General features: G+C 36.3%; 17 protein-coding genes. 15 read left to right on the top strand and 2 right to left on the bottom strand.

Annotation, left to right across the window (positions count from 1 at the left end):
• The 9 genes from C7Y47_RS25120 to C7Y47_RS22250 all read left to right on the top strand — a co-directional run.
• Window positions 1-255 (top strand): hypothetical protein (locus tag C7Y47_RS25120; protein WP_185903567.1); only part of this gene is annotated, 255 nt, incomplete at its 5' end.
• A 142-nt stretch (window positions 256-397) separates the two neighbouring features.
• A complete protein-coding gene (locus tag C7Y47_RS22290; RefSeq protein ID WP_142510750.1) occupies window positions 398-1,561 on the top strand; it encodes a dicarboxylate/amino acid:cation symporter in 1,164 nt (387 codons plus the stop codon).
• 568 nt (window positions 1,562-2,129) lie between these two features.
• Window positions 2,130-3,455, top strand: a complete 1,326-nt coding sequence (locus C7Y47_RS22285) for a nucleotide sugar dehydrogenase (protein ID WP_142510749.1) — start codon at window positions 2,130-2,132, stop codon at window positions 3,453-3,455.
• 15 nt (window positions 3,456-3,470) lie between these two features.
• On the top strand, window positions 3,471-4,898 hold the full coding sequence (locus tag C7Y47_RS22280; RefSeq protein ID WP_142510748.1) for a polysaccharide deacetylase family protein: 1,428 nt from the start codon (window positions 3,471-3,473) through the stop codon (window positions 4,896-4,898).
• A gap of 5 nt (window positions 4,899-4,903) precedes the next feature.
• Window positions 4,904-6,769, top strand: coding sequence for a glycosyltransferase family 2 protein (locus C7Y47_RS22275; RefSeq protein ID WP_142510747.1), 1,866 nt, complete (start codon window positions 4,904-4,906; stop codon window positions 6,767-6,769).
• A complete protein-coding gene (locus C7Y47_RS22270; RefSeq protein ID WP_142510746.1) occupies window positions 6,766-8,517 on the top strand; it encodes a polysaccharide deacetylase family protein in 1,752 nt (583 codons plus the stop codon). Before C7Y47_RS22275 ends, C7Y47_RS22270 begins: the two co-directional genes overlap by 4 nt.
• Before the next feature lie 21 nt (window positions 8,518-8,538).
• The gene (locus tag C7Y47_RS22265) at window positions 8,539-9,585 is read left to right on the top strand and encodes a glycosyl hydrolase family 18 protein (protein WP_142510745.1); all 1,047 of its coding nucleotides are present in this window, start codon (window positions 8,539-8,541) and stop codon (window positions 9,583-9,585) included.
• 192 nt (window positions 9,586-9,777) lie between these two features.
• Window positions 9,778-10,002 (top strand): hypothetical protein, encoded by a 225-nt coding sequence (locus C7Y47_RS22255; RefSeq protein ID WP_142510743.1) that lies wholly within the window; start codon window positions 9,778-9,780, stop codon window positions 10,000-10,002.
• 25 nt (window positions 10,003-10,027) lie between these two features.
• Window positions 10,028-10,213, top strand: a complete 186-nt coding sequence (locus C7Y47_RS22250; RefSeq protein ID WP_142510742.1) for a hypothetical protein — start codon at window positions 10,028-10,030, stop codon at window positions 10,211-10,213.
• A 27-nt stretch (window positions 10,214-10,240) separates the two neighbouring features.
• On the opposite strand, the gene C7Y47_RS22245 is transcribed toward C7Y47_RS22250, so the two are convergent.
• Window positions 10,241-11,143 carry a LysR family transcriptional regulator gene (locus tag C7Y47_RS22245; protein ID WP_142510741.1) on the bottom strand — a complete coding sequence of 301 codons (903 nt, stop codon included), beginning with the start codon at window positions 11,141-11,143 and terminating at the stop codon, window positions 10,241-10,243.
• A gap of 410 nt (window positions 11,144-11,553) precedes the next feature.
• On the opposite strand from C7Y47_RS22245, the gene C7Y47_RS22240 reads away from it, so the two are divergent.
• From C7Y47_RS22240 to sufB, 6 genes are all read left to right on the top strand, one after another.
• Window positions 11,554-11,934 (top strand): hypothetical protein, encoded by a 381-nt coding sequence (locus C7Y47_RS22240; protein WP_142510740.1) that lies wholly within the window; start codon window positions 11,554-11,556, stop codon window positions 11,932-11,934.
• A gap of 709 nt (window positions 11,935-12,643) precedes the next feature.
• The gene (gene sufC / locus C7Y47_RS22235) at window positions 12,644-13,423 is read left to right on the top strand and encodes a Fe-S cluster assembly ATPase SufC (protein ID WP_142510739.1); all 780 of its coding nucleotides are present in this window, start codon (window positions 12,644-12,646) and stop codon (window positions 13,421-13,423) included.
• Between the two features lie 18 nt (window positions 13,424-13,441).
• Complete coding sequence (gene sufD / locus C7Y47_RS22230; RefSeq protein ID WP_142510738.1) at window positions 13,442-14,749, top strand: Fe-S cluster assembly protein SufD; 1,308 nt, start codon at window positions 13,442-13,444, stop codon at window positions 14,747-14,749.
• On the top strand, window positions 14,749-15,978 hold the full coding sequence (locus tag C7Y47_RS22225; protein ID WP_132361791.1) for a cysteine desulfurase: 1,230 nt from the start codon (window positions 14,749-14,751) through the stop codon (window positions 15,976-15,978). Before sufD ends, C7Y47_RS22225 begins: the two co-directional genes overlap by 1 nt.
• Window positions 15,968-16,396 (top strand): Fe-S cluster assembly sulfur transfer protein SufU, encoded by a 429-nt coding sequence (sufU, locus tag C7Y47_RS22220; protein ID WP_142510737.1) that lies wholly within the window; start codon window positions 15,968-15,970, stop codon window positions 16,394-16,396. The genes C7Y47_RS22225 and sufU overlap by 11 nt, the downstream gene beginning before the upstream one ends.
• 100 nt (window positions 16,397-16,496) lie before the next feature.
• Window positions 16,497-17,894, top strand: a complete 1,398-nt coding sequence (sufB, locus tag C7Y47_RS22215) for a Fe-S cluster assembly protein SufB (protein ID WP_142510736.1) — start codon at window positions 16,497-16,499, stop codon at window positions 17,892-17,894.
• A gap of 82 nt (window positions 17,895-17,976) precedes the next feature.
• Here the strand turns inward: sufB and C7Y47_RS22210 are convergent, their stop codons facing one another.
• Entirely contained in the window at window positions 17,977-19,143 is a 1,167-nt protein-coding gene (locus C7Y47_RS22210; protein ID WP_142510735.1) for a tyrosine-type recombinase/integrase, read from the bottom strand.
• Window positions 19,144-19,156: the final 13 nt, after the last annotated feature.

The raw sequence follows: 19,156 nt of genomic DNA, 5'->3' as shown, positions 1-19,156 counted from the left end.
GTTTTCTGTAGCGAAAGCGAAGCGTCAGCTACAAATGTTTATTCTGTGCGAAAGCGAAGCGGCAGCAACAAATGTTTATTCTGTGCGAAAGCGAAGCGGCAGCAACAAATGTTTTCTGTAGCGAAAGCGAAGCGTCAGCTACAAATGTTTATTCTGTGCGAAAGCGAAGCGGCAGCAACAAATGTTTTCTGTAGCGAAAGCGAAGCGGCAGCAACAAAGCGCCCAGTCGGAACGGAAATCGACCCCACGTTATGATAATGAACTATTTTGTTTGAAAATATAAAAATATTTTATAATTCCGTCTATTTATTGAACTGTATATTCTCACGATTGTTTATGTTAAATTACTAATATTACATTCTAGAAAGACAGTTGTATTTTTAAGGAGGACAATATAATGAAGCTTAAATTTGGTCTATTGGCAAAAATTATTGTCGCTATTTTGTTAGCGGTAATACTCGGAAGCTTTATGCCAGAGCCAATTGTACGTATATTTGCAACATTCAATGGCTTATTCGGTAATTTTTTAAATTTTGTTGTACCACTTATTATTATTGCATTTATTGCTCCGGGCATTGCTCAGCTTGGGAAAGGCTCCGGGAAATTATTAGGTTTGGCAACATTCTTTGCCTATTTCTCAACAATCATTGCAGGAATATTTGCCTTTTTGGTAGCGCGAAATGTGTTGCCCAATTTCATATCAAATGGTGCTATGGAAAGCATGAAAAACCCAGAGGGATTTTTAGCACAGGCATTCTTTAAAGTTGAAATGCCGCCATTAATGGGTGTTATGTCAGCATTAATTTTTGCATTTATCGTAGGGATTGGAATGACAGCCATTCAAAGTGATGTGATGAAACGCGGTTTTGAAGAGTTTAATAAGATCATTGAAAAATTAATTTCATTTGTTATTATTCCACTTTTACCATTTCATATTTTTGGGATCTTCTTGAACATGACATTTGGTGGGCAAGTCGCAAAAATTTTATCTGTCTTCGCAATTGTCTTCGTACTTATAATTGTGATGCATTGGGTAATATTGCTGGTACAATACACTGCTGCGGGAACTTTAAATAAGAAAAATCCACTTATGTTACTTCGAACAATGTTACCTGCGTATTTTACAGCATTGGGCACACAATCATCAGCTGCAGCTATTCCGATTACATTGCGACAATCACAAAAAACTGGAGCTTCAGAAAAAGTAACGAATTTTACAATCCCACTTTTTGCAACCATTCATTTATCAGGTAGTACGATCACAATCGTCACTTGTTCTTTAGGTGTTATGATGATGAATGGTATGGATATAGGTTTTGCACAATATATCGGCTTTATCTTTATGCTAGGTATTACAATGGTTGCTGCACCAGGTGTCCCTGGAGGGGGAGTTATGGCAGCAATAGGTTTACTACAAACAATGCTCGGCTTCGATGATACAATGCTTGCACTAATGATCGCACTATACTTAGCGCAAGATAGCTTTGGTACAGCTACAAATGTAACTGGAGATGGCGCATTATCTATGATTGTTGATCGTTTCAACAAAAAACCTAATTAATACAGGATGAGTCATGGACAGCATCATCTAAGCAAAAAAAAATCGCCTGCTACGGCGATTTTTTTTTTGCTTAGGATTTATTGCTAATCGAGTATACAGATGTTGGAGTTTTCTTAAAGATTAATGAGAGAGTGCATTTTTCAGTTTGTGATTATAAAGCGTTTCTCATGGATTTACTAATAATTAAATAGCCTTAAAAGAATAGTGTGAATTTTTTTGTTACAAATTATTACAGTTTGTGCTTGTTAAAATTTAATAAAATTTAATGATTATGTAGAGAGTTATTGAAAAAACGTAGTGCTAAAGAATTGAATTTAAGATTTTGTTAGAAAAAAATGCGATAAGATAGTTGTTTTTTCATTTTGTATGGAATTTGTTTAGAAAATGTTTAGTTTTATTTAGTACTATATGTGTGGAGAGATATAAATTTCAAATTTGTGGATTATATTACTGAGAATGGGTGTGTGGATGAGGGGAATTCATAATACAAATGAATGAAGCGTAAAAGAATTAGCAATTGAGAAGTAGTCTTTGAATTTAAAATAACTTAGACAAGGAGTAATTGCTTATGGGAATAAAAATTGAGTCACCGATATTAGCTATATCAAAAAAAATCAAAACAAGAAGTGCTGTAATTGGGGTTATTGGACTTGGCTATGTGGGGCTCCCATTAGCCTTGGAGATCGTCAAGAAAGGTTTTGAAGTAATTGGTTTCGATAAAGACAATGAAAAAATTTCTAAATTAAAAAGTGGTGTTAGCTATATTGCTGATATGTCTAATGCAATCATCGAAAAAGCAATTTATGAAGAGAACCTTGAGCCGACAAATGATTTTTCTAAACTTGCACATGTAGATGTCATTATTATTTGTGTACCGACACCTACGACTGCAGATGGAACACCTAATATCTCGTATATTGTTGATGCAGCTAATGCAATCGAACAAAACATGTCCCCTAATACTTTAATAATTCTTGAAAGTACAACTTACCCCGGAACAACCGAAAAAATAGTTCAACCAATTCTTGAAAAAGGTAACTTCGTTATTGGGCATAATATATTTTTAGCTTATTCTCCTGAACGTGTGGACCCTGGGAATTTAAATTTTTCAGTTTCCAATACGCCTAAAGTAGTTGGCGGCATAACAGCAGCTTGTTTAGAAGTTTCCAAGCTTTTTTATGAAAAAGTAATCAATACAAATGTGTTTGCTGTAACAAGTCCAAACGTTGCTGAAATGGAAAAGTTACTAGAAAATACATTTCGACAAATTAATATTGCCCTAGTCAATGAATTAAGTCAGATTTGCCATAAGATGGATATCGATGTGTGGGAAGTTATTGAAGCCGCCTCAACAAAGCCTTATGGTTTTATGCCATTTACACCTGGCCCTGGAGTTGGCGGTCATTGTATACCAGTAGACCCTAAATATTTATTATGGGCCGGCCAGCAGCATGGTATTTCTGCAACATTAATTGAGGCAGCAGATAAAATTAATGATTCCATGCCGAACTTTGTAGTTGAAAGACTAGAAAATTATTTAAATGCACAGGAAAAAGAGATACGTGAAGCAGAGATTGTAGTTATTGGAATTACCTATAAGCCTAATATTAATGATTTCCGAGAATCACCAGCACTACATGTTATTAAGAAATTAAAGGAAAAGCAGTGTGATCTAAAGGTTGTTGATCCATTTATCGGAACATTTTCAGTTGATAACGACATTTTTAACACTGTTTCACTAACACGAGAATTAATTCAAAAAGCTGATGCTGTCGTCATTTTAACGAATCATGCAACTATTGATTATTCATTAATTGATCAACATGCTGCTTTAATTTTTGATACGAGAAATACCCAATATCTATTTAAAAGTGAAAATTATTACAAATTATAAGGGGATTCTTTAGAAATGATACGACTAAAATTATGTAGTCTATTAATCATTTTATTTTTAGCTGGGTGTCAATCGTCTACTCAAAATCAGATTAAACCAGTTGATTCAACAATTGAGGTAAAGGAACATGATGGGACGATGAGTGATACTTATAGTCACATAGGTATTATTAGTCCAAAGGTAGCATTAACCTTTAATGGGCTTGCAGACAATGAAACAATGCAGCGTCTATTAAAGGTATTAGATCAATTTAACATGAAGGCAACATTCTTTGTAGAAGGTACACGAGTAGCGCAAGATCCGGAGTTAGTGAAGGACATTTTAACTAAAGGTCACGAGGTAGAAAACGGAACATTAACATTTACTGAAATGACTGATTTAAATTATGAAGAAACGTATAAAGAAATTTATTTAGCGAATGAAGTTTTTGAAGAGCAATTAGGTTATACACCGAAATACGTTCGTAGTCGTTCCGGTGACTCAACTGACAATATGCGTTTAGCGGCTAAAACCCTCAATATGAAGGGAGTTGTAGAGTCTTCCATTAATCCGAAAGATCGAAATATGCAAAGTGCTGAGGAAATAGTGGATTATATTCATCGCTTTATCAACAGCGGCTCTGTTATTCATTTAAACACGTACATTAATCCTGCGATTATTGATGTTATACCACTACTGTCTAAAGTAGGGGAAGAAAAAGGATACGTTTTCTCTACATTAACGGATGTATTAGCTGAACGATATTTAGCAAAATCCTTAGAGGAAATTGCAGGCTATGATGCTATTAAAATGAACCCAGATTACAAAAATGTTAAACCAAATATGTTCTACCGTAAAAATACTTCAAAAAAAGAAATTGCTTTAACCTTCGATGATTGGGCAAGTGAGGAGAGAATTAAAGAAATTTTAGATGTTCTTGATAAGTATCATGTTCAATCTACATTCTTTTTAATTGGCAAAGGTGTAGAAAAGGATCCGCAATTAGCACGATTAATTGTTGAGAGAGGACATGAGGTTGCAAGCCATTCTTACAATCACCTTGATGTTACGACAATGACACCAGAAGAGTTACAACAGGATGTCGTGATGGCACATAAGGCGTTAACATACGCCTTACAGGAAGAACCTTTGCTGTATTTCAGACCTAATAAAGGTGCTATTAATGAGGAGTCAGCGAAAATTATTGCCGCTACAGGTGTTAAATCTATTGCTATGTACGATATAGCATCATTCGATTGGAATTTAAAATATACCGTTCGAGATATTTATAATCGTGTGATGACTCGAATTGCTCCAGGAAAGGTGATTGTTATGCACATTTTAGACGGTACAAAAACAGTTGAAGCATTGCCGTTAATCATTGAAAAGCTGCAAAAAGATGGGTATAGTTTTGCGAAAATGTCGACTTGGATTGAAGAAGATTCAAATAAGAAAGTGAATTGATAATCATGAATAAGAAAAAAGAGATTTTAACGATACCACGCTCTGATCGACGCATTTTATCGAATATTCCTGACCCAGAACATGTACGAAATCTCGTTAATCGTCGAGGTGCTTCGTATCAAAAGGAGGAAATCGACCCTACAGATGTCAATGAAATATATCGTTTACAGCTGTTAAGTTTACGCTATGAAACGAATTTTGAAGTACAAATTAAAAGAGCAAAGCAAAAGGGTAGTGATAAACATTATGCGGAGGATATTTCGGTAACAGGTATCCTTGTATTTTCAAATAGTCCTAATCATTTTTTAATAGATGAAATTATTACGATGAAATTCACCATACCTGGTGGTGCGATGCCGGAGGGCTATGAATCTAAGGTAAAGGTAAAAGCGAAAGTTGTTCGTCACTTTACAAAAGAAGTAGATGGTGAAACTAGATGCTATTATGCATGTGAATTTTTACAGCCTTTAAATGACTATATGATAAAAAAACGATGGGGACTATCAATCTTTATGGCAAGTATATTTTTATTGGTAGTTTCTCTAATCGTTATGTTAATGCGGGCTGAAAGTGTCATTTATTTTAGATTCAATAAATTCTTATATCTATATAGTATTATTGCTGCAACTTTTCTTTTAAGTAGATATTTATTTGGTATTTTCTATAGGACTGTTCCGATAAACCCTAAGTTTGAACCAGGCGTTTCTATTATTATTCCAGTATTTAACGAAGAACAATGGATTCATAGAACAGTCTTAAGTTGTATTAATCAGTATTATCCTGTAGACAAACTAGAGGTTATTGTTGTAGATGATTGTTCAACAGATAAAACTGAGGAAAAAGCAAAAGAAATGATTGACCTTATTCATAACGAGGGTGAGCGTTTTAAAACGGAGGATCGTTTAAGCTTCTATAAACTACCTCAAAATGGGGGGAAACGAGAGGCTTTAGTGGCAGGGGTGCATCTTGCTAAACATGATTTAGTTGTTTTCGTAGATTCTGATAGTTTTTTAGAACCTCATGCCATTCGAAATTTAGTACAGCCTTTCCAAGATCCTAAAATGGGTGGTGTGGCTGGACGAACAGAAGTGGAAAATAAATTTACAAATGCTTTGACAAAATTGCAAACAGTTCGCTATTATATCGCCTTTCGGATCATGAAAGCTGCTGAATCTTGGTTCGATACAGTCACTTGTTTATCTGGTCCTTTAGCATGTTATCGAAAAGAGCTTATTTTGAAGAACGAGACAGCATGGTTAAACCAAAAATTTCTTGGACAGCCTGCGACATTCGGGGATGACCGTAGTATGACAAACTATATTTTGAAAACACATCGAACGGGATATCAGGACAATGCTGTATGTTCTACAATTGTTCCATCCGATACAAAAGTCTTTTTATCTCAACAAATGAGATGGAAACGATCATGGCTACGCGAATCGTTACGAGCATTTTTATTTATGTGGAAGAAGGAACCTTTTATGTTTCTTTTCTTCATCATCGGTTTAATCGTACCAATAGCAGCGCCTATTGTTGTTGTTTACAATTTAGGTTATGTGCCAATTATGCATGGCATTTTTCCAACTACATTTTTAATGGGCTTGTTATTGATGGCAATGTTAATGAGCTTGGCCCATCTTTTCTTTAGAAAAAGTAAATTGTGGACGTTTGGTTTTATCTTTGTACTGTTCTATGAATTTATTTTGCTGTGGCAAATGCCTGTTGCATGGGTTACATTTTGGAAATCAACTTGGGGTACGAGAGAAACACCTCAAGATGTCATCGCCAAAGAAAAGAAATTAGAAAAACAAAAATTACGAAAATCTCGATTTTCGATTCTAAAAATTAGCAAAATGGGTGAGAAGGAATGAGTGAAAAAAATGTTGTATTAAATCCAGCTAAAAAGAATCGAAGGAAAATAATACGATCAATTGTTCAAACGATTATCGTTGTATTTTTAGCTGTTATTTTAATACGTGTGGTATTTTTAACGGATAAAAGGGTAGAGGAAACGGTTCCTTTAGTGAATAAAGATGGTTTCATCGCATTATCATATTTTGGGGTGAGCAGGGGTGAATCTCCTAAATATGTATCTAAAGAGAATTTGAGAAAACAACTAGCACTGCTTGAAAGTCAAGGCTATACAACCGTTACTCAGCAGGATATTTTAGATTTTTATCAGAAAAACAAACCATTGCCAGAAAAGGCGTTGTATTTATCATTTGAAGATGGACGTACAGATTCTAGTATATTTGCCCAAAACATCATGGAGGATCTAAATTTTAAAGCTACCATGTTTACGTACGCCAATAAAATGGATACACGGGACAACAAATTTTTAAAGCCGAAAGACTTATTACTCATGAAGAAAAGTGGCTATTGGGAGTTGGGCTCTAATGGGTACCGTCTGACATATATTAATATGTATAACGATAAAGGACAGTCGTTAGGTGTAAAAGATGAAAATAATGTGCCGAATAAAACGACTATCGAATATTATAATCATTATTTAATGGACTTCATCCGCAATCAATATATGATTCCAAGTGAAACGCGACAAGAAATGGAAAAGCGTATCCGAAAAGATTACAAGCTAATGCATGATATTTATGAGGAGGAATTAGGAGAAGTTCCAAAGGTCTATGCTATTATGCATGCCAACTCACTTTATAATAATATGGATTCGTTAGTTGAAAGTGCGAATACTAAAGAAATTAAAGATATATTTAAAATGCATTTCAATTTGGAGCTAGGGGCATATAATGATGCGGATGCTAATCTCTACAATTTAAGTAGATTACAAGTATCCCCCTATTGGTCTACCAATCATGTGATGATGAAAATCCGCCAAGCTAGTAAGCAAAATGTAGAATTTGAAGTCGGAGATCGTCAACGGGCAAAAGAATGGTCTGTATTGAAGGGGGCAGCAGAATTTGAAAATAATGAGATTACAATAACATCGGAACCTTCTAGTGAAGGACGGGTAATATTGAAGGAAACTCTGCCAGAGAAATATAATATAAACTTTGCCTTTAAAGGGAATGTCGTAGGACAACAATCTATTTATTTAAACTATGATGAAAAATATAATAGCTATATTCGGGTGGCATTAATCGATAATGAGATTGTTGTTTTTGAAAAATCACCAGAATCAAGCGTTGTTGAGAAAGAACGTTTTCCGTTAAACGAAATAAAGTGGAATGAAGAAGAGTATGCATTTAATAAGGCTACTGTATACGATTATCTGGATACGCAAAAAGGCTCTAGAATTGACGAGGAAGAGTATCCACGAAACTTAACAAAAACGAGAGTATTTAACATTTATGTAGAAAATGGTAAAATTAACATAGGTGTAGATAAGGTATTATCCAAGACAATTCAAGTAAATCCTGACATTCAAGGATCTAAAATTGGATTTGGTGCGTTGTTCAGCAAAAAGGAAACATCGCATGAACAGTATGCAGATGATATTTATGATACATTCATCGAAGATATTTTGATTACAGATGTTAACGATCAGACGCTTTTTACTAACCAATATACGAAATTCGATAAAGTAAAGCACAAAACATTGACTTTATTTAATAATGTTGTTGATTTCTTTATTGAAACCTTCTAAAACGGGGGGAACTAGATTCAAGTGAAAAAAATTATTCTGTTTATCTGTATAGCACTACTAATTATCACAGCTTGTAGTAATAGTAAAGAAGCACCTGTTAAGGCAAGGGAAGGGTTGAAGTACAAAGACAAGCTTCAATTGTCTATTTGGTTACCTGAATGGCAAAATAAATCTGCCATCGAGGATGTGAAAAATTCACAACAGGGCTTACAAGACATTCACGTTTTTGGTGCTTATTTTAATGAGAATGACCAATTATTATTTACTGAAGATGCGATAGAAACATTGAAACAAACACAGCAACAATTTAATGAATCACATCATGTTATACTCACGTTAATTAACGATTATGTTACAGATAACGCCCCAATAGTTCAGAAGGATAGTGCGTTATTACATCGGTTGTTTAAAGATGCATCATCAAGGCAGCAACATATTGATAATATTATGCAGGTTGTTGAACAATACAATATGAATGGTATCGAAATTGATTATGAAAAGGTTGCTAAAGAGGATCTCTCTAGGTACGTCCAATTCATAGATGAACTTTATGAACAGCTATTAAAAAAGGATGTTTCATTACATGTCGTACTAGAGCCAGAGTTTCCATTTAATATTAAATTACCGAATGGGCCTAAATATACTGTGATGGCTTATAATGTGCATGGATATCATAGTGGCCCAGGTGCAAAGGCGACCTATTCATTTTTAAATGACTTAGTAAAAAAAATTAAAAAGTCTAATCAAAAATTAGCGATTGCTTTCTCAACTGGCGGATTCCAATGGATAAATCAAGGCAAGACGGTTGCTTTAACGGAGGTTGAGGCAGAGGACTTACTAAACAAAACGAAAGCAGTTAAACAACGCGATCAAGCAAGTGGTGCGGCTTATTTCACTTTTTTAGATGAACAAAATGTTAAGCATGAAGTTTGGTATGCCGATCTTGAAACACTTAAAAAATGGACAGCGCACGTGCAAAAGAGAAGTTACCATGAGGTTGTTTTATGGCGTGCCGGAGGTCTAGGCTCAAAAACGTTACAATGGATTAACGAACAATCAAAGGAATGATTGAAAGAATTGCCGGAGTGACGGACAGAACAGCCAAAGTCATGGATAGAAACGTCAGAATCGTGGATAGAACAGCCAAAGTCGTGGATAGAATCGTCAAAGTCGTGGATAGAACAGCCAAAGTTGCGGATAGAATTGCCGATGCGACGGATGGAAAGGCGAGAGCGACGGAAAGAAGAGCCGAGGTGACGGATGGAAACCAGAGCGACGGAAAGAAGAGTCAAGGTGACGGATAAAACAGCCAAAGTCGTGGATAGAAACGACAGAATCGTGGATAGAACAGCCAAAGTGGTGGATAGAAACGACAGAATCGTGGATAAAACAGCCAAAGTGGTGGATAGAAACGACAGAATCGTGGATAGAACAGCCAAAGCTGCGGATAGAATTGCCGATGCGACGGATGGAAAGGCGAGATAGACGGAAAGAAGAGCCGAAGTGACGGATGGAAACCAGAGCGACGGAAAGAAGAGTCAAGGTGACGGATAAAACCGACATAGTCTTGGATAGAAACGACAGAATCGTGGATAGAACAGCCAAAGTTGTGGATAGAATTGCCGATGAGACGGAAAGAAGAGCCAAGGTGACGGATAAAACCGCCGAACTGAAGAATGAAAGCACCTTAAACTAAAAAAATCGCCAGCTACGGCGATTTTTTTTATTGGAATTGAGAAAGGCGTGAAAAGAAATTTGTCACGAAGTCTAAAAATATTTTTTCTGATGGTGCAATTTCACGGTTTACAGGTGAAATAATACCGACTGTTCTTGGAATCGCTGGTGCTTTAATCGGTACTTTTACTGTGAAGCGAGCAGTTGAATCATACAGTGAGCTTTCTGGTAATAAGCTGACCCCGATGCCTGCAGCGACAAGACCCTTTAGTGCATCTAAGTCCTCACCCTCGGAGATGACGTTTGGCGAGAAGCCGGCAGCTCGGCAGGCATCCATAGCTACTTTATGTAATATGTATCCATCTGGGAATAATACAAATAAATCGTTACGTAAATCGGCAAGCTGAATACTTTCTTTTTTGGCTAATGGATGTTTTGCTGGCAGTAATGCGGCAATATTTTCAGTAAATAATATTGTTGAATGGATCGATTCGTCCTTTGGTGGAAGAGGGCCTAAAAAAGCTAAATTTAACTCACGATTTTTGACTGCATCAATTAAAAAACGATAGGAGCCTTGGCGGAGCTGGAATTGCAAATCTGGATATTCACGCTTAAAGGCTGAAATAACAGTTGGCAATACATAGCTAGCCAAGCTCGTTGGAAAACCGATTTTTATCGTACCCTTAGCAGGATCTAAATATTCTTCAACTTGCTTTGCGGCAAAATCGATGGCTTTTAAAGCAGTAATAGTGTGCTCGAGAAATATTTTTCCAATCGGTGTCAATTTAACATTTCGTCCGACACGTTCAAAAAGTGGTGTGCCTAATTCATCTTCTAAATTAGCAATTTGTCGGCTTATTGCAGATTGAGCAACATGAAGATGTACGGCAGCTTCTGAAATGTGTTCACGCTCAGCAACTTCAACAAAATAACGTAATTGACGTAACTCCACTAGATCTTCACCTCTATTAATCGAAAAATACGATTGATTATATCTCAATTATATACTATTAAGATGAAAAATAATTGTAAATAAACAAATGTTGGCTAGCAAGTTTTAATTGAAGGAGATGCTTAGTAACTTCATTGGAGCTCAAGGAAGTAAGAAGAAGGCAGTTTTCTCAAAGATTGTTGTTAAATGAAAGAGTCAGATATTTAAAAGATTGTGGAATATTTTGGATTGGTGGAAAAGGCGAATGGAATAATATAATTAAGCGTAATTTAACTTATTCGTAAGAGGTGCTGAGTTTGTTTAAAAAGAAAATGTTGATTGGACATTCAGAAGAAGCTGTCCTACATTCCGTTTGAAATAAGAATAAAAGAATTTTAAAGCGGTCGCCTGAAGAATACGAAGGTTTTTATATGGTCAAAGTCCAAAAAAAATGTGCGAAACAAGTAGAAGCCGTTGTTGCGCAGTATGTGTCGCAAGAAGATTTGAAGAATTGGTATAAAGTGGAGAAAAAGAAAAGTAGAAAATTAGAGAGGAAGGAAAAAGCTCTATATTTGTTTGCTGCTTGCATATACTTTATAGCGGTAGCGGCCATCGAAATGGGTAAAGCTGTAGGAGCGGACATCGTTGCGTCTATCGGTTGTGTGTTATTGATGGGCGGCGTGTTTATGACGACAAAATTTTTCAAAGAGATGAAAAAGGAATCGGGTGATTTGAGAGAAATCAATAAGCTGTCGTTGAGTTTTGGTATTGGCATAATAGTTTCTTCTTTTATATCTGTACTTCTATATTAATTACTTCCTTCTTTTAGATAGAGACCTTGTTCAAGTGTCTTAAATAATAAAGTTTGTTGGTCTGCTTCTTTAATTTACTTACTGCTTCATACATACACAAATCTCCACATTTTGACCGCCTCCTGAAACTGCATATTCAATCATAATCGATATTTTCAAGGAACAATCTATATAAAATAGGCAAAGGGAAAAATAATAATTTTGGCCCACCCAAAGTATGGAACAACATTGGTTAAAACTAATACCATGTTTATAAGTTGATTTCCGTTCCGGCTGACGCCTCCATGAAATCGCCCAGCCGGAACGGAAATTAACCCCATGTTATATTAACTAGTACTCTCGAGAGACTTTCCTTTATTTGATTCTATTCTAATAAAAATGGTTATAGTATTGGTATTGTTATTTATACATTTTTGTCACAAAACAGCTACAATTCGCACTTTCTGCGGGGTTTTCACTATGTAGCTAGATGAAACTGATTCTCAATTAGAATTATTTCATTGAAAATGAGGAAAGTTGATTCTCATTGTCAATGACGATTAGCAATAATCTGAAAATGCTTACAAACTCTTTATTATTAAGGATTGTTTCAGATGAAAATGAAAGTGATTGAAATGGTTTGCATAGAGAACGATTTTCAGTTAAGATTAGAATGATGATAATTAAGGAATGGTTCACCATTCACTGAACACACTATGGAGGTATTTTCATGTCAACTTTAGTTATTAAAGATCTTCACGTTGAAATCGACGGGAAAGAGATTTTAAAAGGCGTAAACCTTACAATTAATACAAATGAAATTCATGCAATCATGGGACCAAACGGAACTGGTAAATCAACACTAGCTTCTGCAATTATGGGTCATCCTAAATATGAAGTAACTTCTGGTACAGTAGAACTTGATGGCGAAAATGTACTAGAAATGGAAGTGGACGAGCGTGCTAAAGCTGGTTTATTCCTAGCAATGCAATATCCTTCTGAAATCGCTGGTGTAACAAATGCTGACTTCTTACGCTCAGCTATTAATGCACGCCGTGAAGAAGGCGATGAAATTTCTCTAATGAAATTTATCCGTGAATTAGATAAAAACATGGATTTCCTTGAAATGCACGAAGATATGGCACAACGTTATTTAAATGAAGGTTTCTCTGGCGGTGAGAAAAAACGTAACGAAATTCTTCAATTAATGATGATTAAACCAGCTTTCGCAATTTTAGATGAAATTGACTCTGGTCTTGATATTGACGCACTAAAAGTTGTTTCTAAAGGAATCAATGCAATGCGTGGAGAAGGATTTGGCTGCTTAATGATCACTCACTACCAACGCCTACTTAACTACATTACACCAGACCATGTACACGTAATGATGCAAGGTCGCGTTGTTAAATCAGGTGGAGAAGAATTAGCGCAACGTTTAGAAGCTGAAGGCTATGACTGGATTAAAAAAGAATTAGGTATCGAAGAAGAAACTGAAGAACAAGAAGCATAAGAGGGAGGACGAACTAGCATGACAGTGGAACTTAACTTGCCTGTAACAGTACAGGACGTGCGCTCGTTCTCGGAAGCAAATGGAGAACCGGCTTGGTTTACAGAACTTCGCGCGGCAGCACTAGACAAAGTAACTGGTTTAGATTTGCCAAAACCAGACAGAACAAATATTACAAAATGGGATTTCGTAAATTTCCCAACTCACACAGTTGACAGTGAAGGATTCTCTTCACTTGATGCATTACCAGAAGAAGCAAAAGGTTTAATTGATTTTGAGGCACAAGAAAATCTTTATGTTCAACGCAATAACACACCAGCTTTCATTAAAACATCACAAGAACTAGCTGATAAAGGTGTTATTTTTACAGATATTTTAACAGCGGTTCGTGAACATGGCGACCTTGTTAAAAAGTACTTTATGACAGAAGCTGTAAAAGTTGATGAGCATAAATTAACAGCGCTTCATGCGGCACTTGTTAACGGTGGTGTGTTCGTATACGTACCTAAAAATGTCATTATCGAACAGCCGCTTCAAGTAGTATTCTTAAATGATAATGCAGAAGCTTCATTATATAACCACGTGTTAGTTGTTGCTGAAGCAAATTCAGCTGTAACTTATGTTGAAACATATATTTCAACAGTTGAAGAAGCAAAAGGTCAAGCAAACATTATTGCAGAAGTAGTAGTTCAAGACAATGCACAAGTAACTTACGGTGCGGTTGATGTACTTGCGAAAGGATATACTACTTATGTAAATCGTCGTGCACGACTAGCTCGTGACGCGAAAGTAGATTGGGCTCTTGGCTTAATGAATGACTCAGATACTATTTCTGAAAACATTACACATCTAATCGGTGACGGTTCTCATGCTGATACAAAAACAGTAGTTGTTGGTCGCGGTGAACAAAAACTTAACTTTACTACTGAGGTTCGTCACTGGGGTAAGAACTCAAATGGTCATATCTTAAAGCATGGTGTAATGAAAGATGCAGCACAATCAATCTTTAATGGTATTGGTTACATCGAACACGGTGCGACAAAAGCGGATGCGCAGCAAGAATCACGTGTGTTAATGCTTTCTGAAAAAGCTCGTGGCGATGCAAACCCAATTCTATTGATCGATGAAGACGATGTAACAGCAGGACACGCAGCATCTGTTGGTCGAGTAGATCCACTACAACTTTACTACTTAATGAGTCGTGGTATCTCGAAAGCAGAAGCAGAGCGCCTTGTTATCCATGGATTCCTTGCGCCAGTTGTGAAGCAATTACCTATCGAAGGAGTTCAAAAGCAACTGACGGAGGTTATTGAAAGGAAAGTTCGCTAATGATGAATAAAGACATTAAAAGCTATTTCCCAATTTTAGATCAGGAAGTAAACGGTCATAAGCTTGTTTACCTTGATAGCGCAGCAACTTCTCAAAAGCCTATTCAAGTGATTGAAGCAATGAAGCATTATTATGAATTCGATAATTCCAATGTTCACCGTGGTGTGCATACATTAGGGAACCGTGCAACTGACAAGTATGAGGGGGCGCGTGAAAAGGTTCGTAATTTTATTAATGCTACATCAACACAAGAAATTATTTTTACTCGCGGTACTACAACTGCTTTAAATACAGTTGCATCAAGTTATGGTCGTGCTAATGTTGCTGAAGGTGATGAAATTGTGATTACTCACATGGAGCACCACTCTAATATTATTCCTTGGCAACAACTAGCAAAGGAAAAAAATGCAACGCTGAAATATATTGAGCTTGAAGCGGATGGCACACTTAACCTAGAAAAGGTTCGTGCGACAATTACACCTAAAACAAAAATTGTGTCGGTGTCAATGGCGTCAAACGTCCTTGGAACGATTAACCCGATTAAAGAAATCGCTCAAATCGCGCATGCTAATGGTGCTGTAATGGTAGCGGATGGTGCACAAGCAGCACCACACATGAAAATCGATGTGCAGGATTTAGATGTAGATTTCTTAGGGTTCTCAGGTCATAAAATGTGCGGACCAACTGGAATAGGTGTACTATATGGTAAAAAGGAACACCTTGAAAAGATGGAGCCAATTGAATTTGGTGGCGAAATGATTGACTTTGTTGGACTTTACGATTCAACGTGGAAGGAATTACCGTGGAAGTTTGAAGGTGGAACTCCTATTATTGCAGGTGCAGTAGGTTTAGGAGCCGCTATTGATTTCTTAACTGAAATTGGGCTAGATAACATTGCGGAGCATGAGCATAAACTTGCAGGCTACGCGATGAATCAGCTTGAAACAATTGACGGACTTAAAATTTTCGGCCCACGTGATCCAATGAAACGTTGTGGACTTGTAACGTTTAACCTAGACGATGTACATCCACATGATGTGGCAACGGTTCTTGATATGAATGGTATTGCTGTTCGTGCAGGACATCATTGCGCACAGCCACTAATGAAATGTCTTCAACAAGTAGCGACAGCGCGTGCAAGCTTCTATCTATATAACACGGAGGAAGATATTGACCGCCTAGTTGCAGGGTTACGTTCTGCGAAGGAGTATTTTGGCGATGTCTTTTAATAATTTAGATCAACTATATCGTTCAGTCATTATGGATCACTATAAAAATCCTCGTAATAAAGGATCTATTGAAGAAGATGCTGTTACTATCGATATGAATAATCCGACTTGTGGAGACCGTATTCACTTAACGCTAAAAGTGACTGACGGTATTGTAGAAGATGCGAAGTTTGACGGTGAGGGCTGTTCAATTTCAATGTCTTCTGCTTCCATGATGACGCAGCTCATTAAAGGGAAAAAAGTAGAGGAAGCATTAGAGCTTGCTGAAATTTTTTCTAAAATGATGATGGGCGAAGACTATAGCGAAAAATATGACCTTGAGGATGTTGAGGCACTGCAAGGTGTTTCTCAATTTCCGGCACGTATTAAATGTGCGACATTAGCTTGGAAAGCGATGGAAAAAGGTGTGAATCAATAATATCTAAATTTGGGTGAAAGTCACTATAGGTACTTTCACTCAAAGCAAGATAGCTGAGCTTGAAACAAGATAACAATAATGCATGAACGGAGGAGAAACGATGGCTAAAAAAATGCCTGATATTGGCGATTACAAATACGGATTCCATGACAAGGACGTATCAATTTTCCGTTCAAAACGTGGTTTAACTGAAGAAATCGTCCGTGAAATTTCAACTATGAAACAAGAGCCAGAGTGGATGCTTGAATACCGCTTAAAAGCACTTGAAACGTTTTATACAAAACCAATGCCGCAATGGGGTGGCGACCTAGGAGATTTAGATTTTGATGAAATTACGTATTACGTAAAACCATCAGAAGCTACACAAAAATCTTGGGATGAAGTACCTGATGAAATTAAAGCTACTTTTGATAAATTAGGTATTCCAGAAGCAGAGCAAAAATACCTGGCAGGTGTATCTGCTCAGTACGAATCAGAAGTTGTCTATCACAACATGAAAAAAGACCTTGAAGACCTTGGTATTGTGTTCAAAGATACTGACTCAGCTTTACGTGAAAATGAAGATATTTTCAAACAATACTGGGGCAAAGTGATTCCTTACACTGATAACAAATTTGCTGCACTAAACTCAGCTGTTTGGTCAGGTGGATCATTCATCTATGTACCACCAGGTGTGAAAGTGGAAACGCCATTACAAGCTTACTTCCGTATTAACTCTGAAAACATGGGCCAATTCGAACGTACGTTAATTATTGTAGATGAAGGTGCTCACGTACACTATGTTGAAGGTTGTACAGCTCCTGTTTACACTACAAACTCTTTACACTCAGCGGTAGTAGAAATTGTTGTACGTAAAGATGCGTACTGCCGTTATACAACGATTCAAAACTGGGCAAACAACGTTTACAACCTTGTAACAAAACGTACAGTTGTTGAAGAAAACGGTACAATGGAATGGATCGACGGTAACATCGGTTCTAAGTTAACAATGAAGTACCCTGCTTGTATCCTTAAAGGTGAAGGCGCTCGTGGTATGACATTATCAATCGCACTAGCAGGTAAAGGTCAACACCAACACGCAGGTGCAAAAATGATTCATATGGCACCAAACACATCTTCAACAATCGTTTCTAAATCGATTGCTAAACAAGGTGGTAAGGTAACGTATATGGGTCAAGTTCGTTTTGGCCCTAAAGCAAGTGGTGCACGTGCTAACATCGAATGTGATACGTTAATCATGGACAACCAATCTACTTCAGATACAATCCCATACAACGAAATCTTAAATGATAATGTTTCTTTAGAGCATGAAGCGAAAGTTTCAAAAGTATCAGAGGAACAATTATTCTACTTAATGTCTCGTGGTATTTCTGAAGAAGAAGCGACAGAAATGATCGTAATGGGCTTCATCGAGCCATTCACAAAAGAATTACCAATGGAATACGCAGTAGAAATGAACCGTCTTATCAAGTTTGAGATGGAGGGCAGTATCGGGTAATGCACCTGAAACGCCTGATATATAAGGGTTTTAGAGGTTTTTGAAGTACAATGAAAATCGGCCGTGCCGAAAACGTGCCGATTCAGATTTTATCTTTAGTGTAGGAGGCGAACTTTTTTAGTTCGTCTTCTTCTATTTTCTCAGTAATATCTAAATAAGTATCAGAAGTTGTTTTAATAGTCTTATGTCCTAAACGATTAGCAACAAATTTTATACTTGCTCCTGATTCTAAAAGTAAAACAGCATGTGTATGTCTAAAACAATGAGTTCCTTTATAATCTACGCCAGCTGCTTTGCAATACTTCTCGATACTTTCTCTAACTGTGGATGGAGTTAAGTAATTTCCAAGGTAGTTTTGAAAGATTATATCATCACTATTTTTCTTGAAGGATTTGTTACTTAAGATCATTTCATTTTGTTTTAATTTAAATTTTTTAAGCTCCTTTAGTAATTCATTACTTATTCCTATGGTACGGTATGATGATGTGTTTTTTAATGTTGTTATTTTTGGATTATTATTGTTATCGCGTCTTACCTGTCGTTCAACATTTACTTTATTATCTTCAATATCTGACCAACGTAAAGCCAATGCTTCACTAATTCGTAATCCTGTTTCGCTTAAAAAATACATAAGCATATAGTATAACTGATAGTCTTGGTATCTTTGATGCTTGTACGTTTTCATGAAATCAAGTATTTGTCTTAATTCATTTAAGCTGTAATATTTAACATCATCTTTGTTTAATTCAACATTATCTTTCACTGGAACTTTTAATTTATCTGCAGGATTCTTTTCTAAAACCTCTAATTCATGAACTGCATAATGTAATAAGCTTTTCATAACCGATAGATATTTTAACCGTGCTCCAAATGAATAAGCACTTTCACCTTTTTTATTTTTTAATTCAACATAATGGTCAAGCCAATCTTTTATATCACTCCTTCTTATTTTCATAACACGTTTGTTTCCGAAAAAAGGTTTAATGTGTAAACGTGTTATTACTTCCACTTGTTCGAAAGTAGATTCCTTTACATTTCTTCTTTTATATTTCAGCCATTCTTCTATGACTTCATCAAATATCATGTTACGATCATTAAGAGTTTGACCGTAATAAATACGTTCCTCAACTTTTGCTGCTTCGATTTCAGCCTCTTTTTTAGTTCGAAATGTGCCAATGCTTCGTTCTTTACCTTCGTTTGATACTCTTGCTTGCCATTTTCCACTTGGAAGTTTTCTAAATGTAGCCATAAAGATCTCCTTT

The organism is Lysinibacillus sphaericus, assembly GCF_006864135.1.
Classification (GTDB): Bacteria; Bacillota; Bacilli; order Bacillales_A; family Planococcaceae; genus Lysinibacillus.
This window is presented reverse-complemented; position numbering and strand designations above follow the sequence as displayed.